Consider the following 25,111-nt stretch of genomic DNA (forward strand, 5'->3'; position numbering starts at 1 on the left):
AACCGTTCATGGTTGCGTTTTTTTGTTGGGCCAACGAAGTGACCTCCATAGGGAGGAGGAAGCTTATCTTCTCGCCTTTCAAGCCTGGTCCTAGACCCATCCCGTAAACTCCAGTATGGATGCTTTGGCAGACTGTACTTCGGTTTGTGCACTTTTACGCCAAGCTTTGGGGGACTGCCCCATCAGTTTGGAGAAGCAGCGATTGAAGCTGGAAATGGAATGAAAACCGACTTGCTCGGAGATCGACAGAATGGAATGATCGGTGCTCTTCAGCTGTTTGCAGGCCTCTTCGATGCGTGTGCTGTTGATGAATTCGAGAGGGGTCGTTCTCATAATCTCATAAAATTTTCTGCGGAAATGCGTTGTGCTCAAGTGGCACAGATCGGCCAAAAAGTCGATGGTCATGGGGGTCATGTAGTTCTTGGTGATGTACTCGAGTACAGGAGAGATAACAAGGTCCCCTTTCAAGCCATGATCTGTACCCTCTTCTGACAGAGGGCGATTCCGGGAATGAATTCGAAGGAGCTCAATATACAGGGACAGCATCAAGCCGTAGGCACTTTCCTGATAATAGGGATTCTGTTGTCTTAACTCCTCTACGATCGATGTGGCAAGCGTGTACACCTTGGGATGCTGCTCCTTGCTGAGCACACAGTTCATTCCCTGTACTGCCCACAGATTCGGCTCAAAATCACGGTATGTACCTTTTAATGAATGCTGAAACAGGTCCTCCGGCGAAAAGAAAATATAAGCCCACAAACTGGCTGTACCAGGCGTGCTGTACGTTGTATGAGGAAGATATCGCGGAATGAAGGTCACATCGCCGGCCTGAAAGGGGACGGATTCTCCCTTGATCTCCATAATGCCGCTATCGGAGTAGCAGATGCCAATCTCCAGATGGTTATGAAAATGAAGATGCTCGCTCTTGATATCGGATATTTTCCAGCGTTCACCGCTTAATAGCAGGACGGGAAAATGGATGGGCAGGCTGTAATGACGGTATTCAATAACAGGCTTCTTTTTTTTAGGCATATACGATCCCCCTATTTGTTAATTGGAGTCCATTGTAATTAGAAACTACAGTAAAGGTAACCTTTAAAAAGGATGAACTTCTACAATTACACGGTAACGGAGAGGGCAGAACAAATCTGGAGAAGCGAAGCGTTCGCCTTTATCACCTGATTTTTCCCATAGAAAAGGAATCAAAAAATTCTGGGGATAACAGCGATCGGAAGATTGTTCTGTCAGCGGAGTGACTTAGTGTAAACCTTTGAGTTTATTCATAAATGGTTGAAATTGCGCAGATTTGTTACGAATATGCTTAGATTGACACCATTTTACTGCGTAGAATGGAATAAGTAAAGCGTTTACAATACGAACGGACACCTCTCAGGGCGCACTTGGGGGCGTGTGTCCAGGAGAGGGGAATACTGATGCTTCAAGTGAAATATGACAGGGAAGAGATTTTGAAGGTCATCGATAATGTCACCCAAAAAACACTATCCATGGATCTGACATGGGACTGGCCTTGCGGTGTTGCCTATTACGGTGTAACCAGAGCCTACCAGACGACAGGCAACAAGGAGATTCTGGACAGGCTGGTTCAGTGGGCGGATGAATATATTGAGCTGGGCCTGCCGAGCTGGACGGTAAACACCTGTGCCATGGGACATATGCTGATTACGTTGTATGAAGAGACAGGGGACCAGAAATATTGGGATATCGCGCTGAGCAAAGTGGATTATCTTCAGAATCATGCACTCCGCTTCGGAGACAACGTGCTGCAGCATACCGTATCCGTTGCCAATGACTTTCCGGAACAGGCATGGGCGGATACCTTGTTTATGGCTGCATTTTTCCTGCTGCGCGTAGGCAGCAAGTTGAAGGATGAAGCCATGATTCAGGATGCCCTGAATCAGTATTACTGGCATATCAAATACCTTCAGGACCCAAGCACAGGCTTTTGGTATCACGGGTATAACAATGTCAATAAGGACCATATGTCCGGATTTTACTGGGGAAGAGCGAATGCCTGGGGTGCTTACACAATGTCGCAGGTGAAACCTCAATTGAAGGACTGGTATTTGTATCCGCAGTGTATGGACGTTGAGTGCTCGCTTCGGGACCAACTGGCAGCATTGAAGCTGGTTCAGACGGACAACGGCTTGTGGCGAACGGTGCTGGACGATGAGGAGTCCTATGAAGAAGTATCAGCGTCTTGCGGTATAGCGGCGGCCATGATCAATAACGGCAATCCGCTGCATACCAAGTATGTACAGAAGGCATTGGACGGTGTACTGAAAAATATCACTGAAGATGGACGTGTACTGGGCGTATCTGGCGGCACGGCAGTCATGAAGGATCGGGAAGGGTACCGCAAAATCCCCAAAGACTGGATTCAGGGCTGGGGTCAAGGCCTGGCACTCGCTTTTCTGTCCGACATGTTGAGATAGGAGGAGATCCAATTGTCCAAAAAAACAACGGGAGCCTTCACCCTGCCCGGAGAATCCGGTTATGAGGCACTGACACTGAAACTCGCTGAACGGTGGGGTGCCGATGTCATTCGTGACAGTGACGGGACGAAATTGTCGGATGAGATTATCAACGCCGGATACGGCATTTATTCGACGATCTGTATCATCCGGGATCATAATGAGTGGGCATCCCGCAATACGGATAAGCTGCAGCAATGTTTTCTCATAACGAACCCCAAGGTAGCTGTGCAGGATTACCTGTCCATCTATTTGATGGAGGATTTCTTCGCTGAACAGTTCAAGGTGAACGATTCTCGGGAAGCATTCAAGTATTGGCAGGTCTATGACCGGACGACGGGGGAAGAGGTGCCGAGAGAACAGTGGAATTATGAACGGGAATCCGGGAATGTGGTCATTACCGGCATTGTTCCGTGGCACAAATACACCGTCAGCTTCATGGTTTACCGGATATGGGAAGAGATTTCGATGTACAACCATACGACGAATGACTGGGACAAAGAGCATCTGATGCAGATCGATCCCATCTATCCGGAGACACAAGCATACTTGCTGAATTGGATGGAAAGTTGGTGTCAGGAGCACAAGGAAACGACCGTTGTTCGGTTTACTTCCCTGTTCTATAATTTCGCCTGGATCTGGGGCAGCAGTGAGCGCAATCGCCATCTGTTCTCGGACTGGGGTTCATATGATTTTACGGTAAGTTCAAGAGCGCTTGATCTGTTTGCCAAAAAGGCTGGCTATTCCCTCACGGCTGAGGATTTTGTGAATGGCGGTAAATACCGGGTCAGTCATATCCCTGCGAATCAGCGCAAGCTGGACTGGATGGCGTTCATCAATGATTTTGTGATTGAATTCGGCAAAAAGCTGATTGATATTGTACACAAACATGACAAGCTGGCCTATGTTTTCTACGATGATAGCTGGGTCGGGATGGAGCCTTATAATGACCGCTTCCAGGAGTTCGGATTCGACGGCATGATCAAATGCGTATTCTCCGGGTATGAGGCCAGAATGTGTTCTGGGATCGACGTGGAAACGCATGAAATTCGGCTGCATCCATATCTGTTCCCGGTTGGTTTAGGTGGACTCCCTACCTTCAAGGAGGGCGGCGACCCTACGCTGGACGCCAAGAAGTATTGGATTAACATCCGGCGTGCCCTGCTCAGAGAACCGATCGATCGAATCGGACTGGGCGGGTATCTGCATCTGGTGGAGCCTTATCCGGATTTTGTGGAATACATCGAGAAGATTGCCAATGAATTCAGGGAAATGAAGGAGCTGCATCAGGCTGGCATGCCTTATCAGATCAAGACCAAGGTAGCCGTGCTGCATAGCTGGGGCAAACTGAGATCATGGACCTTGTCCGGGCATTTCCATGAAACGTACATGCATGATCTCATTCACGTCAATGAAGCATTGTCGGGATTACCGGTTGAGGTGCAGTTTATCGATTTTGAAGACATCCGTCAGGGCGTACTGCATGACTGCGATGTCGTGATCAATGCTGGCTCTGCCGGTTCCGCATGGAGCGGTGGTGAACACTGGAATGACCATACTTTTGTGGACCTACTGACGAAGTGGGTGTACGAAGGTGGTACATTTATCGGAATCAATCAGCCTTCGGCGATCGAGGGATACGACAGCTTTTTCCGGATGGCACATATTCTTGGCGTGGATGAAGATACAGGGGCCAGAGTCGTTCACGGAAAATGGTCGTATGAGGTACGAGATGAACATGGTTTGGTACCGGATGAAGCCAGCATAACGCCGAAGAAAGGCATCTATCTTACGGATGGCACAGCTGAGGTGCGGCATGAAACGGATGGTCACATTACATTGTCTACGCATGCATTCGGCAAAGGAAAAGGGATCTATCTCTCCGCATTCGCATTCAACTGGGAGAATACCAGATTGCTGTTGAATCTGATTCGCTATGCAGGCGAGGAGTACGAGGAAACGAAGTATATCCCGGATAACCTGTATACCGAGTGTGCGTATTATCCGGAAAGTAACATATTGGTTGTGATCAACAATAGTGACCAGGTTCAGACAACAACGATTGATACAGAGTTTGGAAAACAAACGCTGGAATTGGCTCCGTATGATACGGTTATTACCAAGATTGGTGCAACTAACTCGGTATCCTCATAGGATATCTTCTTTATCGAAAATCGTCTCATAGACCGTTACCCTAGCCAGGGAGCGGTCTATTTGGGCTAAAAAGGAATTTTGCTCATGAATATTTTATAATGTAAACCATACAGGCAAACCAATCGGATATCTTGCTCTAGATTTAAAGATCGTGGGGGTGTAATCAATGATTCGTATGGCTGTCGGCGCGGTCATTCAAAAGGGTGATGAATTGCTGTTAGTTCATAAGGTAAAGGGAGCACAGGGGAAAATCAAAGGAACGTGGGATTTCCCGAAAGGCGGGATGGAGCCGCAGGATGAGAGCTTAGAGGCGGCACTGCTCAGGGAGTTAGAAGAAGAAACGGGATCAACAAACTTTATAATTAGCAAACCGTTCAAGGACCGAATTGCCTTTCGTTTTGACGCTATAACGCAGGAGAAATTGGGATATCAGGGCCAGGAAACGACGATGTTTCTGGTCGAATACGCTGGAGACGGGACTGACCTGAAACCTCAGGATGATGAGATCGACGATATTCGATGGTTCCCCATAGACCATGTCGCTCCACTGTTATTTCCGGAGGCCCGTGTGTTCTTTGAAAGCTACGTTCTGGTGAGAGGAGAAGATTGACTTGATTGCAGATTTTAGAGTGTTGACCGAGTTCCTCCAAGGTCATGATGAAGCAAGAGGTTCCATTTCAGAGGAAGACATTCAGAAGCAAGAGCGTCGTCTTGGTAAGCCTTTTCCGGCCGCTCTGCGTGAATATTATAAAAGGTTTGGGCGGTCACAATATATTACGCAGCACTGCAATAATCAGTATGAGCCGATGCTTCTGGAGGATATCTTTGTACCGGATTCGGATTTCTTTACAACGGACAAGGCGTTTTTGATCTTTTATCAATGCGAAGAATCGGTGATCTATTGCGGCATACGTTTCAGTGATCTGACGAAGGAAGACCCGCCGGTGTATCTATGTGCCTGGAACCATCCGGATTGGTCGCTGGAGAATGAATCACTCACCAATTTCCTGGTAAGCAAAGCATTTATTCAGATGGGGTGGAGGACAGGCTGCCCTATTGGGTTATTTTTGATGAGAACATGTGGGGGTTATCGGACTATCGATCCTATTGGGGATTAAGCGACGGAGCATATGAAATTCCAGAAATTTCATCTCTTCAGGCTTGGCGGATATGTTGTAGGGATAATGTCATTCTCCTGTTCGAAATGGCTGTTGGTGAAAGCGAGGAAGACGTATTAGCCGTATATCTGGCTTCTTTTGACCGGGAGCGTATAGCGAGCCTGTTGAATCGTACAACGCAGGACAGGCAGCTGCCTGACTATCGAACCAATCTTGGTTCATAGTTACAACAAACCTTACTTTGCTGAAGGGTCAACCCTGCCAAAACGTCAAAATGGCTTTTGTGAACAGCTACATGTCCGCAAAAGCCTTTATTTCCGACTGGATTAATAAGTGAAGTGCGTATTATACACAAATTTAATCTGAATGGCAAGAGGAAAATGATTGCTTTTAAACGGGGGATCGTTTATTCTAAAAAAAGGAAGTCTACTAAATATGGTTAGGAGGAACATAGAATGGAAAATATGTGTATGAACATGATGATGAATATGTGTATGGAAGAAATGATGAGCAAAATGAAGTCCATGAAAATGATGATGGAGTGCATGGAAGAGAATAACATGATGGAAAGCATGGACATGAACAAAATGATGTCCTGCATGCAAGAGTGCGACGAAATGATGACTACCATGATGGGCATGATGAGCAGCATGAAAAAAGCTTCCATGTAATTATCGATAAAATCATCTAATGTAAAGCTGGCGGGCTTTACATCAGTGCAGAACAGTTGACTGTATGCATTGAGACGATCAGTAAGCCTTTAAACAAGGCGGGTTGAGCAGACAAACTGCAGACCGGCTTTTTTCTTTATATATATTGAAGAATTTTCCTCGATACATCAATACGCATCAGCTTCAACTTTAACCATTGCTCCTGCAAGGATTCTGCCTGAGAGCCTTCGGAAGCCCCCCGCAGCTTATTGAAGATTTCCAACAACTGATTGTTAATTCGGTCATAGTTAGCAAGCAGTTCACGCAGCAATCGAACTTTCCGTTCTTCTTCCAGCATGGTGTCCTTATGGTCACGAAGCTTCCTGAGAAGATCTTCAGCCCATGCCGAGTCCCCTATAGTCTTGGCATAGTTATATAAGTCCAAATAATCGTTAACCCAAGTTTGTGTCCAAGAACTCATGGCATTTTTCACTCCAGTCGGCTTCGCTTTTCTATATACCGAGTATTATACCCGGAATAATCAAATATACAAGTGCATAATTGAATTTTTTATTTAATTTTGCATAAATATTTGTGAGTATTACTGATGCGTTAACTTATGAAACAAGGAATTGGAGGCTGTGTTTAGTGCTTAATGGTGTCGATAATTTTGCGCTGAGCATCCTTGGCTTCCGGGATGGGATACAGGACAAAAACATGATTCATTTTGGGATAAACAAAGGTATGATGGTCAATGTCTTGGTCAGTTAGCATCTTGTCGAGCTTCATGATGTCGGGGAACAGCCCTTCATGTGTTCCGACAAACATGGTGATTTTCCCGAGTCCTTCGAAATCTCCGTAGATCGGACTAATCAGCGGATCATCCAGCGATTTGTCTGCTGCCCATATTCGCCGGATTACATCATATCCTTCTACAGCGAGCATGGGGTCTCTCGACTCATAATCAAATATGACTGGGTTGTCCAGAACCATATCCACACATGGAGACAGTAAAATAATATCTTTAGGCTGCGGAAGATGATTCATCTGAATGTAATGTGCCAGACTTAGCGAAATATTCCCACCCGCTGAATCTCCCATAATCGTAAGTTGTGAGGGATCTTGTACCGATTCAAGGATTTCACGATATAAGTTTAGTAGTCTTGGATACGTATGCTGATAGTTGAAGTGAGGCACTTTGGGATAAATGGGAGCGATCACTTTGGCGTTCAGTGCCTGGGCCAGGGTGTCCATGGATCTCCAATGCAAGCTTAGAGGCTGATGCGTATGAGCACCGCCATGTATATATAAGATGACTTTTTGTGCGTCTGAATGCTGGTCATTCAATGTAAATACCTGCATGTCCTCAAAGGAACGCTCTGATCGGGGAGATGTGAGTTTCACCTTACCTAACTGATAAGGCTTAATATTCTCAAGACCCACTTGGTCGATGTGCTTCCGGGTGTTGTCCCGCGTGGAGAAATTCTTCTTGGTGCCTGATAAAAGAATAAATTTTTCAAATAGATAGCTCATTAGAGAGCGTCTTTTGTTATAAACATTCATACTCATCTGTATGCCGCCTCTCGTCTTGATTACGATATCTACAGTATAAAGGTTGAAGTGTACTTCAAGGTCAAGGGTTAGATTCAAAGCGAGAACACTAAAGGTTGTAAAACGAGTTTGCCAGAATGCACACTTCTTTTAACTCCTCTTCCAAAATGTACCTGTAACCTATATATTAAATGATAGGAGTAACAGAAATTATTAAACCAAAGGAGCATTAATATGCTTAATTTTAATCAACCCATGGCATTGCGCTCTATTTTAAGCCCTAAATATTTGGAGTTTGCTCTAAGAGATCAATATGATATGGGTCAATGGGAAGAATGTTTGTTTTGGCTGCGAGGATTAAATGATACATACCGGGTAAAAACCTCCACTGGCTTGCACATCCTTCGGGTGTACCGTGCCGAGATCGGGGAGGAAGAAGTCATCACGGAGTTGTCCGTGCTATCTCAATTGAAAGCGATTTTGAATACTTCCGTGCATGCAGATGTTGGTGATTACATTAAGAGGAAGGATAGTAGTGATTACACCGTTCTGGATGCGCCGGAAGGCAAACGAGTGGCCGTGATGTTCCGCTATATTGAGGGGACCGAGAACAACCTGGAGGATGAGGAGTCCTGTTATGCTTTTGGTCAATCTGCGGCTGAGCTGCACAAGGCTATGGATCAGGTGGTAGTGGAGCAGCCCAGATATGAGCTGGATACACGATTTCTGATTGATCAGCCGCTCGCGCTTATTATGGCGTATATCGGAGAGTCGCATGAAGCAGGACCGTTTTTGTATGCGTTTACTGAGGAGCTGAAGAAGCGGATTACAGTATCTGCCCATAATCTGGATTGGGGACTGTGTCATGGCGATATGCATGGCAACAATAATGCCTTTCAGCAGGGAAGCTCGTTTACGCATTATGACCTGGAGTGGGCAGCCAAAGGCTGGCGTGCCTACGATCTGGCTCAAGTAAAGGCTAGAAAGAGACAATCCGGTGAGCAAAAAGCACAATTATGGAATGCGCTCATGGCAGGTTATCGTTCGATACGAAGCTTCTCTCCAGAGGACGAGCAGGCCGTAGACCTGTTCATTATCGCTCGCAGATTCTGGGTCATGGGCCTGGATGTTGCTTTTATCGAAAATGATATGGGTGCACTCGATTATGGTGACGATTGGCTGAACAGTTTCATTGAGGAGTTTCGAGAAACGGGAATCATATAGTTTCGGAAGATGATGAATTGTTCTACACCTATTTTGAATTATCTTAAGCCCCCTCTGAATCAATCGGAGGGGGCTTTTCATATAATAAGCTGCCTTGGCGAACGTTAGCTTGAAGAAGATGAAGCGGCAGCAGCAGCTGAAGCCGCGGCAGCGGAGGCCATGGCGGCCTGCTGTGCGATGATAATGTTGGTGATGCTGGTAGAGAGTGTCGTGGTCAGCACACCGCTTCGCAGATTCTCAACATGCTGAACAGCCACCAGGGCAGATGAGAATAGAAGCAGCTCCTGTTTGGTGATCGACCATGCCCCGAAGCCCTTTTGGTCACGCAGCCAGTCGAACGTTTCTTGCACCTGATCCACCAGTGTGTCTTGGTGGACAGGCAGCAGAGAGAGAACTCCGAGGGAGGATAGGGTATACGTTTTATCCAAGCGGATACTGCGTTTACGGAACGCCTCCTGTAATGCCAATACACGCGCGCTTGATTCAGGATTGTCGTCTCCAAGGACCAGTACCTGGGTCAATGCCTGCACGCTGTTGCCAGGGGAGAATTCTGGCTTCAGTTCACGATAGAGCTGCTCCATGCGGGCCACACCGGATTCCACATCCAGATCGGAGAGAGCCAGCATGGCTGCGAAAATATAGTCATCCTGTCCGGTCAGGAAGCGGTGTTTTGCTTTCATCTGATCGTAAAAAGCCTTGGCACGCTCCACCGTGTACTGAAACTGGTCAGGCGCTGCCTGGGCAGCAATCTGATAGGCAGCCACGGCCAGGAAATCGGAAGTGCGGAACTTGATCTGTTTCATCAGATCGTAGACATGCAGGGTGTCCGCCAGCTTCGTCTCCTGATCCGTGGTAAGGGAGAGCATGGCGGCAATACTGATGGCCGAATTGCCCCTGAATACGGAAAAGAGGTTTGTATTTTGCTTCATCAGATCATGACTCTGGCGAATGGCCTCACCATCTGCCGTTTTATTTTCGCCTGCATAGAGAAGTGCCGCAAGGCGATGCATCATCGGATTTTGCCATTTGAACGACTTCTTGATGATCTGTGCGTTGGAAACGAATAATTCGACTCGTGCTGTATGCTGCTGCTCCATATGCACACCTCCCGAAATGAGTAGTTGTTACCCCTAGTTTATTAGGAATATTAAATGAATTAAAGCAAAAACTTCCATGGGGTAGATGAATGCCCTTGAGAACGAATTTTTAAATGGATTGCGAGGGTGCTTCTCAAACAAGAAATGCAATATCGTATGTAAGATGAAAAAGATGTCCAGCACCCAGAATGTAATCGTTTGTTATCCAGAAACCGTTATAAATGATAAACATTCTCATTAAAAACGCTTCCTTACATTCCTTGTTGTATTTCTGCGGCACATCTCGTACAATTTGGTGAAGCAATTCTGCATTGCGTTAATGTGAACATAAAAATGTAATTCTGACAACACGAAGCTGCACACAAGAAAAGGGGAGAATCGTTTGGAATCGAAGCAACTATCTAGAGGGCTTAAGCCCCGTCACGTTGAGCTGATTGCACTCGGGGGTACAATCGGCGTTGGATTGTTCATGGGCTCGGCGAGTACGATCAAATGGGCAGGTCCTTCGGTGCTGCTGGCCTATCTGCTGGCCGGGATCATTATCTTTTTTGTTATGCGTATTATGGGTGAGATGTTGATTCAGGAGCCTGTCACCGGATCCTTTGCCACATTTGCTCATAAATATATCAGTCCGCTTGCCGGGTTCCTGACCGCCTGGAGTTACTGGTTCCTCTGGGTAACGGTGGGGATGGCGGAAGTTACGGCGATCGGTATCTATGTCGGGTACTGGTTTCCGGATATTCCACAATGGCTGCCGGCACTGGCTGGTGTGCTCATTATTGCGGCGGCGAATCTGGCTGCGGTGAAATATTACGGGGAGTTTGAATTCTGGTTCGCCATGATTAAGGTAACAGCCATTGTGTTCATGATCGTGATCGGAACGGGCTTAATCTTCTTCGGTCTGGGTAACGGTGGACAGCCAATCGGATTATCGAATTTGGTGAGTCATGGAGGCTTCTTCCCGGGAGGAATCAAAGGATTCCTGTTTGCTCTATGTATCGTAACGGCTGCCTATCAGGGCGTGGAAATGGTCGGCATTACGGCAGGGGAAGCGGAGAATCCGAAGCATACGCTGCGTAAAGCGATCAAAAATATCGTGTGGCGTATCCTTATCTTTTATGTAGGGGCTATCTTTGTCATCGTGACATTGTACCCGTGGAATGAAGTGGGACAGACGGGAAGCCCGTTTGTACTCACCTTTGCCAAGGTTGGTATCGTGGCTGCTGCGGGCATTATCAACTTCGTGGTGCTCACGGCTGCGATGTCGGGATGTAACAGCGGAATTTACAGTGCGGGACGTATGTTATATACGCTTGCTGAGAATGGACAGGCACCTGCCTTTTTCAAAAAGCTGTCCAAAGGCGGGGTTCCACGCAACAGCATCGTTATTACGATCTCCCTGCTGCTAATTGGTGTAATCTTGAACTACCTGATGCCGGATTCCAAACTGTTCCTGTATATTTACAGTGCTAGTGTTCTTCCGGGGATGGTGCCGTGGTTCGCACTGGCCTTCAGCCAGTTCCGGTTCAGAAAGCGCTGGGGTAGTGAGATGGGGGAACACAACTTCAAGTCCAAATGGTTCCCCATCAGCAACTACATTATTATTGTGTATCTGATCCTCGTTATCATCGGGATGGCGTTTAACCCGGATACGCGTTTGCCCCTGATTGTGGGTGCGACCTTTATGGCCATCGTGGTGATCGGATATTTCATATTCGGTATTGGGAAAAAGCAGCGTGTAGACGGTGGAGAAGAACAATAGATTTATGTTATAAAACTGTGGTGTGAATTGTTCAATGGGTACCCAAAATGCATTTCTTGAGTACATCGAAGAATCTTTAGAGATTCGGTGTCATTCAAGGGTGCATTTTTTGTTTTTTTTGTAACAATGAGTCGAAATAACAACTTAATTTATTGAACAGTATTAAGGCTTACCTTATAATCAAGGAGATTGAAGAATTTGTAAACATACTGGGGGAGTTTGCTAATGTTAGTAGGAAAAGGCGCAGTGCGTGAGATGTCAAATGATATCGACAAAGTCATCAGAGAAATCGACCAGATCACCCAATCCAAAATTGACCGGGTATCGGATAAAATTGACTCTGAATTGAACTCTTGTGGTCGTGAGCTTTCAAACGCTGCAACGACATTATCTCAGATCAAACCTCTGATTGACAGATTGGTCGCACAAGTTGGACAAGATGCTCCTGATCATGTACAAGTACTGGTAACATCAATTGCACAAGAAGTAATGTCCAAAGTTATAGCTACTAGCGGCAACATTGACGAGGTTCAGAAGAACATTAAAGATGTAGATAAGTTAACCAACGAAATTGATAGTCTCACGGACGAAATTGACAAGTTGACAGATAAGATTGATGAAATTACCGATAAGTATCAGAAGTAGGGAGGATAGGTCTCTATGAGCGATTATACACCACCTGTAGGTCAGCCCAATTACATATCGGGTGGCTGGGGCAACAAACAAGCAAAAGAAACGGCTTTAAAGATAGATCATATTGCAGATAAGGCCAAGTTTGGCATTGAGATGCTGGGTACAGGATTGGATGGAATAGATGCTATTGAAAAAGAATTGATTGAAATCTCCCATGCGCCGCAGCCTCCTACACAAGAGCAGATTCGATCGATGGCTCATCGCCTGGATGCACATCAAAAGCAACTCCAACTGGCTTTGGACCGGATTAAAGACATGATGACAGATATAGAAAAAGAAACGGATGCTATTCAAAAACCACGTACATCCTGGTAAGAGTAAGTTTACGTTGTTTACGAATTAGAATATGTAAAAAGAGAGGGGAGTTCCCTCTCTTTTTTTATTTGTCTTTTGAGCAGTGTCACCCTCTGAAAAATATCTCTTGAATCTCCTGTTACTGGAGGTTTTAGGATATGAACTAGAAAAGCTGCTGCGCGATCAATATCAATTCCATTGCAGCAGACAAGGGGGGATAAGCAAGATGAGGACGATGTAAACGATCCAGCGGTTTACGGAACAGCCTTCAATTTAAATGCTGCAGCTGCCTTAAGGAAATGATCAAGCCCAGTTTAAATTTCACCCATCTCGGTTACAAAGAAAAGAGTGCAACTTTTATGAAACCCAACTATAAATAAATTGAAATTTACACATTCTATTTAAATTGAACTTCACATCTACACATTAACGTAGAGGGCAGAGAAAACCTGGAGAAATGAAATGTTCGCCTTTATCACCGAATTTTCTCCTTCTAAAGGAATACAAAAAATTGGGGGATAACAGCGATCGGAAGGTTGCTTTGACCGCGCAGTGACCCGTGTAGAGTCCATTGGTTCTATTTTTAGAGAGTGTAAATTTACCCGAGGAGGAATTGAACATGGCTAATCAAGACCAGCATACTGTACAAGATCCGACGACACAATATCCGAAGGCAACATCAGAATGGAAACAGCAGCAGGAAGAGCCGGGACTTCAGCGCGAGATGACACCTGTGCCTGATGCAGGCGAAAAGAGCTACAAAGGCAGCGGACGTCTGACTGGACGCAAAGCCGTAGTAACCGGGGCAGACAGCGGAATCGGCCGCGCGGCGGCGATTGCTTTTGCCCGTGAAGGCGCGGATGTTGTGCTGTCTTATCTTCCTGAAGAAGAAGCAGATGCCAAAGAAGTGGTACAGCTGATTGAAGAAGCAGGCCGTAAGGCTGTTGCGATTCCCGGTGACCTGAAGGATGAGAATTATTGCGAGCAGCTCATTGAGTCTGCCGTTAAGGAGCTTGGCGGGATCGATATTCTTGCCAACGTGGCAGGTAAACAGCAGTTTGTGGAACAGATTGCGGATCTGACTACAGAGCAGTTCGATGCGACATTCAAAACGAATGTGTATTCCATGTTCTGGCTCTGCAAAGCGGCTGTAAAACATATGAAACCAGGCAGCTCCATTATCAATACGTCGTCCATACAGGCGTACAGCCCTTCGCCAATCCTGCTGGATTATGCAACGACGAAGGCGGCTATCAACACGTTCAGCAAAGCACTGGCCCAGCAGGTCGGCAGCAAAGGTATCCGCGTGAATGTTGTAGCGCCAGGTCCGGTATGGACACCACTTCAGGTGGTTGGCGGACAGCCTGTCGAGAAGCTTGCTAGTTTCGGCTCCAATACGCCACTTGGCCGGGCAGGACAACCTGCCGAGATGGCACCTGCCTTTGTATTCCTGGCGAGCCAGGAATCCAGTTACGTGAGCGGTGAGACCCTGAATGCCAACGGTGGTACCGTTAGTCCGTAACAGGAGACCGTAAATGGGCCCTAAATGGTTTAGCTTGTTAAGCAAAGAACTCCATTCCCGATATGGGTGATGGAGTTCTTTATGTTCTGGTTATTATTTTTGTTCCGGATTGGTTTCCAGAATCGTGTAACTGCCCAGCGTTGCCAGTTGTGCCGTGTTCAGCAGGGCTTCATCCACCGCAGCAAGTGCTTCGCCTGCTGCTGTCATTAATTCATCGGAGTCAACAGGAGAGGCAAATCTCAGAATAACCCGTTTCTCCCCATTTTTCAGTTCACTCTCCGTCTTTGTTTTATATTCATTGACCGAAGCGACTTCGAGTTCATTTTGCACATAATAGTCATTCGTATCACTTTCACCATGAAACAGTTCGAGTTCGGAATCGATCCAGTAATCTTGATCCGCTATCGTTTCCTGACTTGCAGCCGTCTCATCGTTTGCATTGTATAGGAAGTAGGGAATACCGGAGTTGGTCAGGTTGTTCGTGGCATCTACGTGGAACCATTCATTTCCGATTTTGACCTTGTTCCATGCATGAGGAACACCACTGGATGCTCCTGTTACGACAATGCTGTCCAATCCGGACAGATCGGAGAGCAGTTTGTAGACCGAAGCATAGCTGGCGCATACACCAACCCCTTTGACCAGAATACCGTAGGTGGTGAATGAGTCGTTAAACTGAGCGTCTACATTTTTGAAGTTGTTTTGCTCCGCACTTTCCAGTGCTGCATCGTCATACTTCGCATTATCATTCAAATAATCATAGATGGCTTTTCGTTTCTCATCATCTTTCATGCCATCCTTGATGATGGAAGCAACAACTTCGTTTGCTTTGGCAATAATCTCGCCTTGTTTCTTCTGGATGACATCTGCAGATTCATTGTAATGAATGGTGAGCGTCAACGTATCATAGTTGTATTCGAACCCTTCAACGCCGAGAATCAATGGATTCTGATACATCACTTTCAGGACAACATCCGAGAGCGTTGTGAAATTTTGGGCTTCGGGAAAAGCTTTCAGTGAGATTTGATCTTCAGCAGCAATCATGTTTTTGGCCAGCACTTCTTCCAGTGCAGAATCCGCATTGATGAGTTTATCACCTGCAGCCGGTTCAGGAACAGTTTCCTGGTTGCCTTCTTCAACATTCTGCTGTGTGTTCGATTTCTGTTCGTCCACCAGGTTTGCTTCTGCCGTTTCAGGGTTAGAAGCAGGAGCTTGTTCAGAACCTTCTTCAGTAGTCGTGTCCACTTCATCTTCAGGTGCTGGAACAGCAGTCGTTGTAGACTCTTCAGGCACAGTCTCTGTTGCAGTCTCCGATGCAGGCCCATCATTATTGTTAATGATGGTTGGCACATCAGGTGCAGGGACGTAAGGTGTGTCATTTTTTGGTTCAACCAGTCCGTTACTGGACTCAGCGACCGTTTGTTGATCCAATTTGGCCAAGTCTTCTTGGGTTACAGATTCTACCCGTACGTAGCTCTTAAGAGCGGTCCCTTTGATATGAAAAGGAATGTTCGTTTCGTTGAACTCCGAGATTTCTACATTCGCAATATCATAAACAATTGATCCTTGGGAGAAAGAACCGTCGATGTGCTCAATACTTGTTGTTTTCGGCAGTTCGTTTGTGTTCTTCAATTTCTTCATATAGAGCTGTTCTTTTAGAGCCATGGGCAGCTGGTTAGAGAGAGGAGCAGTGGCCACACCGTTACTGAAATTCGATTCCATGTCCCCACTGACAGCAGTGACGTAGTATTCACCCTTCATGCCATGGTTCTGATAGGATGTCGTTAGTTCATTCATGATACCAAGGCCGCCTTTGCCATCCTCATTGAAATCATTGAAGGATGTCTCGGTTGTCGTCGCTACGACCAGCGGATTGCTTCCATTGTATGCTTTCTCTGCCCCTTGCAGGGGAACATTGTTTGTTTCAAAAATAACGGTTCGATCAGCACGATTATAGATTTTGTACTCTGCCGCGCCCTCTACCTTGTCCCAGGTAAGCGTGAACCGTTTATCCTTGTCGATCTCATACTTCAGATTCGGAACAGGCAGCTCGGATTTTACTGTAAAAGGAATAATCATGGGTTGATCAAGTAGTGTCAGTTTCTCAGCATCTGGATTATAGTTCAGACGAATGTAATAGATGGGGGCACCACCCCATGTATTTTGTTTTTGAGCTTTCAGCTTCTCCGAGCTTAATACACCCCATCCGAGAGGTTTGATCGAAATGCTATTATCATTGATTTCCGGTATGGCATAGACTTTACTTGCTTCCAAGGCTTTAATATCGGTATGTACACTTATCATGTCACTTGCTTGAAGACGACTGGTTTTTAGGTCAGCCTTAAATGTAAACTTGAATTCTTCGTCTTGAGCTACGTTATACATGGGCATAATTGATGGGCTTGATTCGGAGCCGTATTTTTGCTTCAAACTCAATATGGTAGAGCCTTCTAACGTTTCTGTGGGATTATTGTCGCTCGGACTGCTCTCCTTGTCATTGCTCTGGCATCCGGCCAGCAACAGGGTGAGGGCAAACAACATTACGAATAGACGTTTCATGATACACCGCTTTCTGGTTTTTCTTGTTCATACACCTGACATTATCATTTATGGTAAAAATCAATCCGAAACCTCTTATCAGCAAAACCTCCTATTAATTACCTAAAGTCTTTTGCTAGTTTATGGTTATATAGTCTCATTGTCAAGGTATGCTAATAGGGATAATAGTCCCGTAGAACAGTAGAACAGATTGATCTCCCACCATGGAATGGATGTTAGAATAAGGGAAGATATAGAAGGCTGGGTTTCAGATGTAGTAGAAAATCCAATGTAAACGGAGTGGCGTGCAATGACCCCTGAACAGATTGTCAGAGCTTTTTTCAAGGAGGTACGGTCAGGTCGTAACCTTGATTATGCTGATACATTGATGGCCGAACAGGTACTGGCCCATCAGGTGATATCGGAAGAGGAAGTGACAGTAAAAAGGACACCATACGAATATGCGGATCATGTGAGAGAAATGATTCAGGCCTACGGTGAATTCTCACTTGAGATTCAGGAACTGATCGCCCAGGGCGATAAAGTGTATGTGCGCTGGAGACAAGAGGGTATACATATGGGAGAAGTGGACGGATACACACCAACCCATCGGCCGGTTATTGAAATTGCCAGTGCTGTATATCGCGTGGAAAATGAGCGGATTGCAGAATATTGGATTCAGATTGACAGGCTGGGCATCGAAAAACAATTGGAGCGCAATAAGAGCTGAGAATTCAGCTCTTTTTTTGTTAAATCGGAGCACCTAATCAGAAGTTTTATTTTTAATAGAATGTTTTGCGATGTTTATGAGCTGAGCAGGTTAATTCACATGAATTTTTTGAACATTTATCCGTGACTGTAAGCGTTCCCGTGTTATAATGAATGAAGTTGTATACAAGTTACTAAAACGTTTTCTGTCATTCCAATTTCATAACCCGAAAGAGAGGTTCAGTGATGATCAGAGCAACGAACGATAATGAATATTATGAGCTGACCAGTCCGACAAGTATGCCCAAGGCATCCGGATTCCTATGGAACGAAAAGATGATGATCCATATGAATTGCCGCGGATATGCTGTGGCGCAATTCATGCAGCCGGAGCCTGCCAAGTACTCGCATGCACCCAATCTGGAAGCGAAAACATTTATGCAGCCGGAGCAGCCGTATTATGCGCATCATCCGGGGAGATTTGTCTACATCAAGGATGAAGTAGGCGGAAACATTTTCTCGGCTCCATATGAGCCGGTGCGAAAACAGGCGGACAGCTATACATTCGCCGTGGGTAAACACGATATCCGCTGGAATGTTGTAAGCGATGACATTTCCATTGAGATGAGCCTGCGTCTGCCCAAAGCGGATGCCATGGAGCTGTGGCAAGTGAAGGTGAAGAACCTTTCCTCTCATAAACGCAAGCTGAGCATGTATCCGTATTTCACGGTTGGTTATATGTCATGGATGAATCAATCCGGTGAATATGTGGATGATTTGCAGGGAATCGTCTGCTCGTCCATTACGCCGTATCAGAAATATCAGGATTATGCCAAAATCAAAAATTACAGCGACAAGACCTACCTGCTTGCGGATCGCAAGCCTGCTTCATGGGAAGTGAATCACGAGCGTTTCGAGGGCGAGGGCGGCCTTCATGCTCCATCGGCATTGCAGCTGGACACCTTGGAGGGCGGGGATGCAAGGTATGAGACACCTGTTGCTGTCCTTCAGTACAGGTTGGAGCTCGAAGCTGGGGCTGAGCGGGAATACCGGTTTATCTTTGGCCCGGCTCATGATGAGGCAGAGATCGAACGCATCCGACAGCAGTATTTTATCAAGCGGGATCATGAAGGATTGGATGGCTTTGCCTTGGCCGAACAGGAATATGCGGCTTACGTTGCAGAAGGACAGGGAAATATCCAGATCCAGACCCCGGATGACGGATTGAATAATTTTGTAAACCACTGGCTGCCACGCCAAATGTATTACCACGGCAAAACGAACCGTCTGACGACTGATCCGCAGACCCGGAACTATCTGCAGGATAACATGGGCATGAGTTACATTCAGCCTGCGATCGCACGTGAAGCCTTCCTGACAGCCCTGGCTCAGCAGCATGCAAGCGGCGCGATGCCGGATGGAATCATTTTGCACCCGGATGCCGAGCTCAAATACATCAACCAAGTTCCTCATACGGACCACTGTATCTGGCTTCCGGTCTGTATGCGTACGTATCTGGACGAGACGAATGATTACAGCATTTTGGAGGAGCAGGTTGCATTTGCCGACAGTGAAGAGAAAGCTTCTGTGCTGGAGCATATGAATCTGGCCATGCGCTGGCTGATTCAGGATCGTGACCACCGCGGCCTCAACTTCATTAACCAGGGCGACTGGTGTGATCCGATGAACATGGTGGGTTATAAGGGCAAAGGGGTATCCGGCTGGCTCACCATTGCAACGGCATATGCGTTCAAGGTATGGGCGGATATTTCCGAGCAGGCCGGGCATACCGAGACAGCGAAGCAATTCCGTGAGGAAGCAGACCGGACCAATGCTGTAGCGAATGAGTATCTCTGGGATGGCGAATGGTATGCACGCGGAATAACGGATGATAATGTCGTTTTTGGCATCAGCAAGGATCAGGAAGGACGCATCTATATTAATCCTCAGGGTTGGGCGCTGATGAGCGGCGCGGCCGATGAGGAGAAGCGGAAGAAGCTGATCCGGGCAGTGGAGGAGCAATTGGAGACCCCGTATGGTGTGGAGAAACTGGCACCGTCTTTCACAGCTATGCGGGAAGATGTCGGCCGGGTTACGCAAAAACATCCGGGCAGCGCCGAGAATGGGGCGGTCTACAACCACGCGGCTGCGTTCTACATCTATGCTCTGTATTTGGTGAATGACAAGGAGAACGCGTATCGTCTCCTTCGCAAAATGATTCCTGGTCCCGATACCGAAGATATCCTCCAGCGGGGACAGTTACCTGTATTCATCCCCAATTATTATCGCGGGGCCTACAGACAATTTCCACGTACAGCTGGGCGCTCCAGCCATCTGTTCAACACAGGTACGGTACCTTGGGTGTATCGCTGCCTGATCGATGGACTGTTCGGATTGCAGGGTCACGCCGAAGGGCTGCTTGTCCGTCCACAATTACCTGCGGATTGGAATAAGGCTTCGGTGACCAGGTTGTTCCGTGGTGCCGAGCTGCAGGTGGAGATGAAACGGGATGCGGCTGTCCGAAAGACTGAAGTGTATGTTAACGGTCAATTGATCGAAGGAGACATGATTAAGGATATCCAGGCTGGCAAGTCATACGAGGTACTGGTTAAGCTTCCTATATCATAAGGAATAGATAAACTTGAAATGCCTTTCTTGTTTTTTTAAGAAAGGCATTTTTTATTAAAATATTTTATAGGCCAGGTTAAACCTTATGTCGATATTCGATAATTGTGAACCAATGTTTTATAACGAAGGTGGCGATTTCATTCGGAGATGATTTGCGGGCAGGATTGCTCAATGGCGCCGTTGAATACTCTCCATTGCAAGGGTTATAGTTATGGAGGGGGTTATGGAGTTGTACGGAGTAGTGGCTCATTTTGACCAGGATACAGAGCTCTATATAAAGCAGGTTTGGAAAGAATTGAGTGATAATGCAGTTTCCAGGTATGCAGAAGAAGTACAGGATAGACGACCTCATATTACCATAGCAGGTTATGACTCTGACGTAGATATCGACAAATTTATAAGCGATTTTGACTGCTTTTATGAATCTAAAAAACAACTTTCAATCACTATGAACTCAATAGGGACTTTTTTGAACACAGGAATTGTATTTCTTGCCCCTGTTCCTTCCCAAGAATTATTAACGTTTCATGCTAATCATCACCATTTCTTTGAAAAATACCGAATGAATGCTGAGTCTCAATATCTCCCCAATCATTGGATACCTCACTGTACAATAGCAAACCGATTAAACGATGAGAATTTAAAAGAAGCGATGGTTTACTGCACTAAAAGAATCGAAAGTCTACGTACTAATATCGTTGAAATATCAGTAATCAAAGCTATATATGAGAATGGGAAATGTATAAAATCACCCTCTATATATACGAAAGCTTTGCACTTTGTCTAAGATAACAATATAACCAAAGTATCGCCTCCCAAGACAGCCGCCTTACTCACCAAGGCGGTTGTCTTAGCTCGAAAATCAACATTAGAATTTAGGATCAAGATTCGTGGAAATCCTTAACTCTATACCAATACGAGTAGATTTTCGAATAACCCAGTTTGGCGTAAAGCTTTATGGCGGGAGCGTTACTGGCTACAACCTGCAGATAGCTCAATGTGGCGCCTTGTTTTCTCCCCCAATGCAAGAGATGTAATATCATCTGTTCAGCGAACCCGCGATTCCGATAAGCGGCATCCGTAATGATATCATACAAGCCGATATAGCCACGCTCGACAACGCCCAGCCCACAAGCAACAACTTGCCCATCGACCAAGAGGGAAATGAAACCCGTACTTGTACGGATGTTGGACAGCATCTGTGTCATTGTTTCCCGCTTCCCTTCGTGTACCTGATTCAATCGGCAAAAGTGATCCAGCCACTCCTGGGTCAACTGCTCATCGATTTGTACAAAAGGGTACTCCGGTTCCTTCAGCTCTTCCAGACTGCGCACCTGCATGTTGGTGTGATCCACAATGGAATACCCTCTGTCCTGCAGAAGCTGATCCAAGTGATCCGGCTGGATAAACGGTGTGATTTTGAAAATGGTACTCAGCTGATGGGAAGCGTAGATTTGCTCGCACTCATCGATCTTGGCAAACACATCCTGGGTAGAATCATAGATGGGTTGTATGGAGTTGGCACGCTTCGTGTATCCGTTGGCAAAACGTAAAATCCATCCATCATAGAACAAGGTGGAAAGGGACTGCCAGTGATTGAGGGATAATTCCTCAATGATTTTGTGGCCATTCTCAGTGATTTGCTTCATACGGTATCCTCCATTTATATGAGAATGAATTCAGTATGTTTTAAATAATAATACATAATAATGAATAATAATACAGCTTTATTTAACAAATATCGATCTATTGTTTGTGCAGATCACCTTGGGATGGTATACAATCGTAATGAATGGATAACAAAAAGAAGCGGAGCACAGCATGCTAACGATTAAACTAAACGAACACATCATTCAATGCTATGTGGTATATGGCAAAGGCAAGAAGGTTTCCATCACGATGGACCTGCCCTACATGGTAACGATTAAGGCACCCAATGGCACGAGCGATGAGATGATTCAGCAGCTTGTAGCGCAGCATGGTGAAATCATATTGAAGAAATCGGCGCTAATGCAGCAGGCCCTGGAAGGGCCTAAGGCCAAAGCGTATGAGGAAGAGGGCAACGGGAAGTTTCTGCTTCTGGGCAAGGAATATGCACTGCATGAGTTAATTAAGGTTGAAGGGTTGTCCGAGGATGAGCTGCGGGCGAATCTGAAGAAATTTTATTTTGCCGAGTGTAAGAGAGTCATTGGTGAACGTATTGGTCCATACCAACAGGAGCTGAAGGTCAAGCCAAAGTCCATAGACATTGTGGAATCCCCCACCAAGTGGGGCAGCTGCAGCTGGGACAAAAAGCTCACGTTTAACTATCGTCTGGCCATGGCACCACCGGAAGTCATTGATTATGTCATTATCCATGAGCTGTGCCATATTCATCATATGAACCATGATCGCTCCTTCTGGCGCCGCGTCGGCAGTATTATGCCGGACTATAAGACGAAGGAAGATTATCTGATGCGCAATGGCCGGGCCATGACGTTGTGAAAAAAATAAATCCATATCACGAGTTCATGAATCGTGGTGGAAGGAGTTCAGGATGGCTGAGGGTAACCATTATTCTGCACTGGTCGATGAATATATTTCGGGGTTCGCTCCGGATGTACAGGTCAGACTGCAGGCATTAAGACAGATTATTCGCGAAGCGGCTCCGAATGCGGAGGAGAAGATCAGCTACCAGATGCCAACGTATGCGCTGCACGGGAATCTGGTCCATTTTGCCGCATATAAGAACCATATCGGATTCTATCCTGCGCCCAGTGGAATCGAGGCATTCCGGGATGAACTCTCTGTCTATAAAGGCGCTAAAGGCTCGGTGCAGTTTCCCCTGAATCAACCCTTGCCCGAAGAGCTTATCCGCCGGATTGTGGGATTTCGGGTGAAGGAAAATGTGGAGAAGGCAGTGGAAAAGAAACGAAAGAAGTAGCATTGTATTAAAGGAATAGATAGACCGCTATCTTTGGCGAAGAGGGCGGTCTTTTTTGTGTTTAAAAATCATGTTCGTGGGGTCAGCGATAGCCGACTGGTTGAATTCAGCGATTTTTCAGTTAGAGCCATTATACTGTTTTCGAATCCTGTACTCGAAAAGGAGTTTTGGCATGTCTAAGGTGATCCATAAGACGCTTTATCTCATTCTTATTTTCTTTGTTGGTTTGTTTATTGTTTCGTCTTTATTCGTTCGGGCGCAGTATAATTATGGACTTTATGGAGACAATCCGATTCTGGGAACCCAGCAATGGAGTATTTTCCTTCCGGTCATCCTCCTGCTTCTGTTAGCGGGTATTGGGTTGTACCGTCTTTGCCTGAGATTGAACAAGTACAGTCCAAAGGTCGTTATTCCCGTGGTTTTGCTATGTTCCATGGCGATTCAGATCGCGATTATCTTTGTGTTTCCAAGAGTGCCGACGGATGATTCCCAGACAGTAGTTTCTCTTGCGATGAGCATGCTCTACGATCAGGATTATTCCTCGTTTGAAACGGGTGGATATCTTCACATGTTCCCGTTTAACTTTTCCATCGTGCTCTATTTAAAAACACTGCTGTACCTGTTCCCGGATAACTATCTGGTGATCAAGCTGTTTAATATTTTATTTTCAACGTTAACCACCTTTATGATTTATCTCATTTCTAAGCAGCTGAACCCCCAATCTAAGGAACGGGATTACGGCGTTTTGATTTTTGCAGCGACATACCTGCCTTCCTTATTCTTGAACAACCTGATTTATAACGATGTGATTGCGACGGCATTTCTGACATCCTGTTTATACTTTTTGCTTCGGTTTGTACGCGAAAGATCATGGAAGGCTATTCTCTGTGCTGCGATTCTTCTCGCCATTGGAAACTACTTCCGCAGTATCGGCGCCATTGTGCTGATTGCTGCTATCTTGTACATCCTGCTGAACATGCGGAGTATCGGGTTCAAGAAGGTGCTGGGCTCCATCGCCGTACTGGCTGTTCTGTTTAATGTCCCAGGTTGGACCCAGAATGCCGTGCTGCAGTCCACAGGTACGGTAAGCGAACCGGTCGGCGAGAATTCGGCCCCCGTCTATATGTGGCTGAACATGGGGATTAACCTCGAACGATTCGGATTCTGGGACAATATGGAGAGCTACCAAATTTATCAGAGACAGGCCAATTACAATAAGGCCGATAGCACAGCATTATTTAAGCAGAAGATTGAGTCGAAGCTGTCGGAAGCGAGTGCCAGCGAACTGATTCAGATGTATTACAAAAAGATCATATGGACCTGGACTGAAGGGACGTACCAGATGGATCGATACGGAATCGGCAATGAAAGTGCCTCTGGCATGGGAAGGGGAAGATCAGGCGGAATTGCGGGCTCCTATAGTTACACCAATGGGGTAACGGACCTGTTCCAGGGGGATTCAGTCTATCGAACGGGTGTGCTTTGGGTCGTATATGTAATGAACTTCATGATGTACTGTTTTATTTTCGTTCGGTTGGTCCGGGGGATTCGTCTTAAGCGATATGATGAGGTCTCCCTGATTCTGGTGGTTCTCGGATTTATCGGTTTTTATATCCTGTGGGAGATCAAATCGCGCTATATCTACCCTGTATATCCTTTGCTTGTTGTGTTGTCCTATATGGGATTCAAGGATACGTATGAATTGATGTTCCAAAGAAAACTCGGCTGGGGACGGCCATCCCTGGGAAAAAGGTGAT

At 46.1% G+C, this 25,111-nt stretch carries 24 protein-coding genes; 17 read left to right on the plus strand and 7 right to left on the minus strand.

Features of this window, described 5'->3' with window-relative positions; genetic code table 11:
- Nucleotides 1-90: 90 nt before the first annotated feature.
- A complete protein-coding gene (locus PIL01S_RS16095) occupies nucleotides 91-1,032 on the minus strand; it encodes an AraC family transcriptional regulator (protein ID WP_127538376.1) in 942 nt (313 codons plus the stop codon).
- 401 nt (nucleotides 1,033-1,433) lie between these two features.
- Between PIL01S_RS16095 and PIL01S_RS16100 the strand changes: the two genes are divergently transcribed.
- The 6 genes from PIL01S_RS16100 (at nucleotide 1,434) to PIL01S_RS16120 (ending at nucleotide 6,435) form a co-directional block, all read left to right on the plus strand.
- On the plus strand, nucleotides 1,434-2,453 hold the full coding sequence (locus PIL01S_RS16100; protein WP_095288562.1) for a glycoside hydrolase family 88/105 protein: 1,020 nt from the start codon (nucleotides 1,434-1,436) through the stop codon (nucleotides 2,451-2,453).
- 12 nt (nucleotides 2,454-2,465) lie between these two features.
- Entirely contained in the window at nucleotides 2,466-4,646 is a 2,181-nt protein-coding gene (gene gnpA / locus PIL01S_RS16105) for a 1,3-beta-galactosyl-N-acetylhexosamine phosphorylase (protein ID WP_127538377.1), read from the plus strand.
- Nucleotides 4,647-4,812: 166 nt separating this feature from the next.
- Complete coding sequence (locus PIL01S_RS16110) at nucleotides 4,813-5,256, plus strand: NUDIX hydrolase (protein ID WP_127538378.1); 444 nt, start codon at nucleotides 4,813-4,815, stop codon at nucleotides 5,254-5,256.
- A gap of 1 nt (nucleotide 5,257) precedes the next feature.
- Nucleotides 5,258-5,764, plus strand: coding sequence for an SMI1/KNR4 family protein (locus tag PIL01S_RS16115; protein ID WP_246058350.1), 507 nt, complete (start codon nucleotides 5,258-5,260; stop codon nucleotides 5,762-5,764).
- Nucleotides 5,725-5,988 (plus strand): hypothetical protein, encoded by a 264-nt coding sequence (locus tag PIL01S_RS29865; protein WP_246058352.1) that lies wholly within the window; start codon nucleotides 5,725-5,727, stop codon nucleotides 5,986-5,988. Before PIL01S_RS16115 ends, PIL01S_RS29865 begins: the two co-directional genes overlap by 40 nt.
- Before the next feature lie 231 nt (nucleotides 5,989-6,219).
- Nucleotides 6,220-6,435, plus strand: a complete 216-nt coding sequence (locus tag PIL01S_RS16120) for a hypothetical protein (protein ID WP_127538379.1) — start codon at nucleotides 6,220-6,222, stop codon at nucleotides 6,433-6,435.
- 136 nt (nucleotides 6,436-6,571) lie between these two features.
- On the opposite strand, the gene PIL01S_RS16125 is transcribed toward PIL01S_RS16120, so the two are convergent.
- Complete coding sequence (locus tag PIL01S_RS16125) at nucleotides 6,572-6,895, minus strand: hypothetical protein (protein WP_127538380.1); 324 nt, start codon at nucleotides 6,893-6,895, stop codon at nucleotides 6,572-6,574.
- Between the two features lie 164 nt (nucleotides 6,896-7,059).
- Nucleotides 7,060-7,983 (minus strand): alpha/beta hydrolase, encoded by a 924-nt coding sequence (locus PIL01S_RS16130; protein ID WP_127538381.1) that lies wholly within the window; start codon nucleotides 7,981-7,983, stop codon nucleotides 7,060-7,062.
- 216 nt (nucleotides 7,984-8,199) lie between these two features.
- On the opposite strand from PIL01S_RS16130, the gene PIL01S_RS16135 reads away from it, so the two are divergent.
- Nucleotides 8,200-9,189, plus strand: coding sequence for a phosphotransferase (locus PIL01S_RS16135; protein ID WP_127538382.1), 990 nt, complete (start codon nucleotides 8,200-8,202; stop codon nucleotides 9,187-9,189).
- A gap of 104 nt (nucleotides 9,190-9,293) precedes the next feature.
- Here the strand turns inward: PIL01S_RS16135 and PIL01S_RS16140 are convergent, their stop codons facing one another.
- Nucleotides 9,294-10,286, minus strand: coding sequence for a DUF4003 family protein (locus PIL01S_RS16140; protein WP_127538383.1), 993 nt, complete (start codon nucleotides 10,284-10,286; stop codon nucleotides 9,294-9,296).
- Between the two features lie 33 nt (nucleotides 10,287-10,319).
- Entirely contained in the window at nucleotides 10,320-10,469 is a 150-nt protein-coding gene (locus PIL01S_RS30130; protein WP_307720992.1) for a DUF6713 family protein, read from the minus strand.
- Nucleotides 10,470-10,668: 199 nt separating this feature from the next.
- Here PIL01S_RS30130 and PIL01S_RS16145 point away from each other — a divergent pair, with 199 nt between their 5' ends.
- The 4 genes from PIL01S_RS16145 to PIL01S_RS16160 all read left to right on the plus strand — a co-directional run bounded on the left by PIL01S_RS16145 (nucleotide 10,669) and on the right by PIL01S_RS16160 (nucleotide 14,557).
- Complete coding sequence (locus tag PIL01S_RS16145) at nucleotides 10,669-12,048, plus strand: amino acid permease (RefSeq protein WP_127538384.1); 1,380 nt, start codon at nucleotides 10,669-10,671, stop codon at nucleotides 12,046-12,048.
- A 225-nt stretch (nucleotides 12,049-12,273) separates the two neighbouring features.
- The gene (locus PIL01S_RS16150; RefSeq protein ID WP_095288570.1) at nucleotides 12,274-12,693 is read left to right on the plus strand and encodes a hypothetical protein; all 420 of its coding nucleotides are present in this window, start codon (nucleotides 12,274-12,276) and stop codon (nucleotides 12,691-12,693) included.
- Between the two features lie 15 nt (nucleotides 12,694-12,708).
- Nucleotides 12,709-13,056: a hypothetical protein gene (locus PIL01S_RS16155; protein WP_095288571.1), complete on the plus strand. Its 348-nt coding sequence runs from the start codon at nucleotides 12,709-12,711 to the stop codon at nucleotides 13,054-13,056.
- A gap of 598 nt (nucleotides 13,057-13,654) precedes the next feature.
- Complete coding sequence (locus PIL01S_RS16160; protein ID WP_095360984.1) at nucleotides 13,655-14,557, plus strand: SDR family oxidoreductase; 903 nt, start codon at nucleotides 13,655-13,657, stop codon at nucleotides 14,555-14,557.
- A gap of 93 nt (nucleotides 14,558-14,650) precedes the next feature.
- On the opposite strand, the gene PIL01S_RS16165 is transcribed toward PIL01S_RS16160, so the two are convergent.
- Entirely contained in the window at nucleotides 14,651-17,116 is a 2,466-nt protein-coding gene (locus PIL01S_RS16165) for a transglutaminase domain-containing protein (protein WP_127538385.1), read from the minus strand.
- 289 nt (nucleotides 17,117-17,405) lie between these two features.
- Between PIL01S_RS16165 and PIL01S_RS16170 the strand changes: the two genes are divergently transcribed.
- The 3 genes from PIL01S_RS16170 to PIL01S_RS16180 all read left to right on the plus strand — a co-directional run bounded on the left by PIL01S_RS16170 (nucleotide 17,406) and on the right by PIL01S_RS16180 (nucleotide 21,218).
- Nucleotides 17,406-17,825 carry an ester cyclase gene (locus PIL01S_RS16170; protein WP_127538386.1) on the plus strand — a complete coding sequence of 140 codons (420 nt, stop codon included), beginning with the start codon at nucleotides 17,406-17,408 and terminating at the stop codon, nucleotides 17,823-17,825.
- A 224-nt stretch (nucleotides 17,826-18,049) separates the two neighbouring features.
- Nucleotides 18,050-20,431, plus strand: coding sequence for a GH36-type glycosyl hydrolase domain-containing protein (locus PIL01S_RS16175; RefSeq protein WP_127538387.1), 2,382 nt, complete (start codon nucleotides 18,050-18,052; stop codon nucleotides 20,429-20,431).
- 229 nt (nucleotides 20,432-20,660) lie between these two features.
- On the plus strand, nucleotides 20,661-21,218 hold the full coding sequence (locus tag PIL01S_RS16180) for a 2'-5' RNA ligase family protein (protein ID WP_164764253.1): 558 nt from the start codon (nucleotides 20,661-20,663) through the stop codon (nucleotides 21,216-21,218).
- A gap of 94 nt (nucleotides 21,219-21,312) precedes the next feature.
- On the opposite strand, the gene PIL01S_RS16185 is transcribed toward PIL01S_RS16180, so the two are convergent.
- On the minus strand, nucleotides 21,313-22,080 hold the full coding sequence (locus PIL01S_RS16185; protein ID WP_127538389.1) for a GNAT family N-acetyltransferase: 768 nt from the start codon (nucleotides 22,078-22,080) through the stop codon (nucleotides 21,313-21,315).
- Nucleotides 22,081-22,252: 172 nt separating this feature from the next.
- Here PIL01S_RS16185 and PIL01S_RS16190 point away from each other — a divergent pair, with 172 nt between their 5' ends.
- The 3 genes from PIL01S_RS16190 (at nucleotide 22,253) to PIL01S_RS16200 (ending at nucleotide 25,110) form a co-directional block, all read left to right on the plus strand.
- Nucleotides 22,253-22,915: a M48 family metallopeptidase gene (locus PIL01S_RS16190; RefSeq protein WP_127538390.1), complete on the plus strand. Its 663-nt coding sequence runs from the start codon at nucleotides 22,253-22,255 to the stop codon at nucleotides 22,913-22,915.
- A 52-nt stretch (nucleotides 22,916-22,967) separates the two neighbouring features.
- Nucleotides 22,968-23,354, plus strand: a complete 387-nt coding sequence (locus tag PIL01S_RS16195; RefSeq protein ID WP_127538391.1) for an iron chaperone — start codon at nucleotides 22,968-22,970, stop codon at nucleotides 23,352-23,354.
- Nucleotides 23,355-23,526: 172 nt separating this feature from the next.
- On the plus strand, nucleotides 23,527-25,110 hold the full coding sequence (locus PIL01S_RS16200; RefSeq protein ID WP_127538392.1) for a glycosyltransferase family 39 protein: 1,584 nt from the start codon (nucleotides 23,527-23,529) through the stop codon (nucleotides 25,108-25,110).
- Nucleotide 25,111 lies beyond the last annotated feature (1 nt).

Source organism: Paenibacillus illinoisensis NBRC 15959 (assembly GCF_004000925.1).
GTDB classification, from domain to species: domain Bacteria; phylum Bacillota; class Bacilli; order Paenibacillales; family Paenibacillaceae; genus Paenibacillus; species Paenibacillus illinoisensis.

Bases quoted from the DNA above. Each gene is read 5' to 3' on its own strand.
- PIL01S_RS16155 (WP_095288571.1), top strand. From the start codon at position 12,709: ATGAGCGATTATACACCACCTGTAGGTCAGCCCAATTACATATCGGGT.
- PIL01S_RS16160 (WP_095360984.1), top strand. From the start codon at position 13,655: ATGGCTAATCAAGACCAGCATACTGTACAAGATCCGACGACACAATAT.
- PIL01S_RS16120 (WP_127538379.1), top strand. From the start codon at position 6,220: ATGGAAAATATGTGTATGAACATGATGATGAATATGTGTATGGAAGAA.
- PIL01S_RS16150 (WP_095288570.1), top strand. From the start codon at position 12,274: ATGTTAGTAGGAAAAGGCGCAGTGCGTGAGATGTCAAATGATATCGAC.
- PIL01S_RS16165 (WP_127538385.1), bottom strand. From the start codon at position 17,116: ATGAAACGTCTATTCGTAATGTTGTTTGCCCTCACCCTGTTGCTGGCC.
- PIL01S_RS16175 (WP_127538387.1), top strand. From the start codon at position 18,050: ATGATCAGAGCAACGAACGATAATGAATATTATGAGCTGACCAGTCCG.
- PIL01S_RS16125 (WP_127538380.1), bottom strand. From the start codon at position 6,895: ATGAGTTCTTGGACACAAACTTGGGTTAACGATTATTTGGACTTATAT.
- PIL01S_RS29865 (WP_246058352.1), top strand. From the start codon at position 5,725: ATGTGGGGGTTATCGGACTATCGATCCTATTGGGGATTAAGCGACGGA.
- PIL01S_RS16195 (WP_127538391.1), top strand. From the start codon at position 22,968: ATGGCTGAGGGTAACCATTATTCTGCACTGGTCGATGAATATATTTCG.
- PIL01S_RS16110 (WP_127538378.1), top strand. From the start codon at position 4,813: ATGATTCGTATGGCTGTCGGCGCGGTCATTCAAAAGGGTGATGAATTG.
- PIL01S_RS16100 (WP_095288562.1), top strand. From the start codon at position 1,434: ATGCTTCAAGTGAAATATGACAGGGAAGAGATTTTGAAGGTCATCGAT.
- PIL01S_RS16190 (WP_127538390.1), top strand. From the start codon at position 22,253: ATGCTAACGATTAAACTAAACGAACACATCATTCAATGCTATGTGGTA.
- PIL01S_RS16140 (WP_127538383.1), bottom strand. From the start codon at position 10,286: ATGGAGCAGCAGCATACAGCACGAGTCGAATTATTCGTTTCCAACGCA.
- PIL01S_RS16185 (WP_127538389.1), bottom strand. From the start codon at position 22,080: ATGAAGCAAATCACTGAGAATGGCCACAAAATCATTGAGGAATTATCC.
- PIL01S_RS16170 (WP_127538386.1), top strand. From the start codon at position 17,406: ATGACCCCTGAACAGATTGTCAGAGCTTTTTTCAAGGAGGTACGGTCA.
- PIL01S_RS16095 (WP_127538376.1), bottom strand. From the start codon at position 1,032: ATGCCTAAAAAAAAGAAGCCTGTTATTGAATACCGTCATTACAGCCTG.
- PIL01S_RS16200 (WP_127538392.1), top strand. From the start codon at position 23,527: ATGTCTAAGGTGATCCATAAGACGCTTTATCTCATTCTTATTTTCTTT.
- PIL01S_RS16130 (WP_127538381.1), bottom strand. From the start codon at position 7,983: ATGAGTATGAATGTTTATAACAAAAGACGCTCTCTAATGAGCTATCTA.
- PIL01S_RS16135 (WP_127538382.1), top strand. From the start codon at position 8,200: ATGCTTAATTTTAATCAACCCATGGCATTGCGCTCTATTTTAAGCCCT.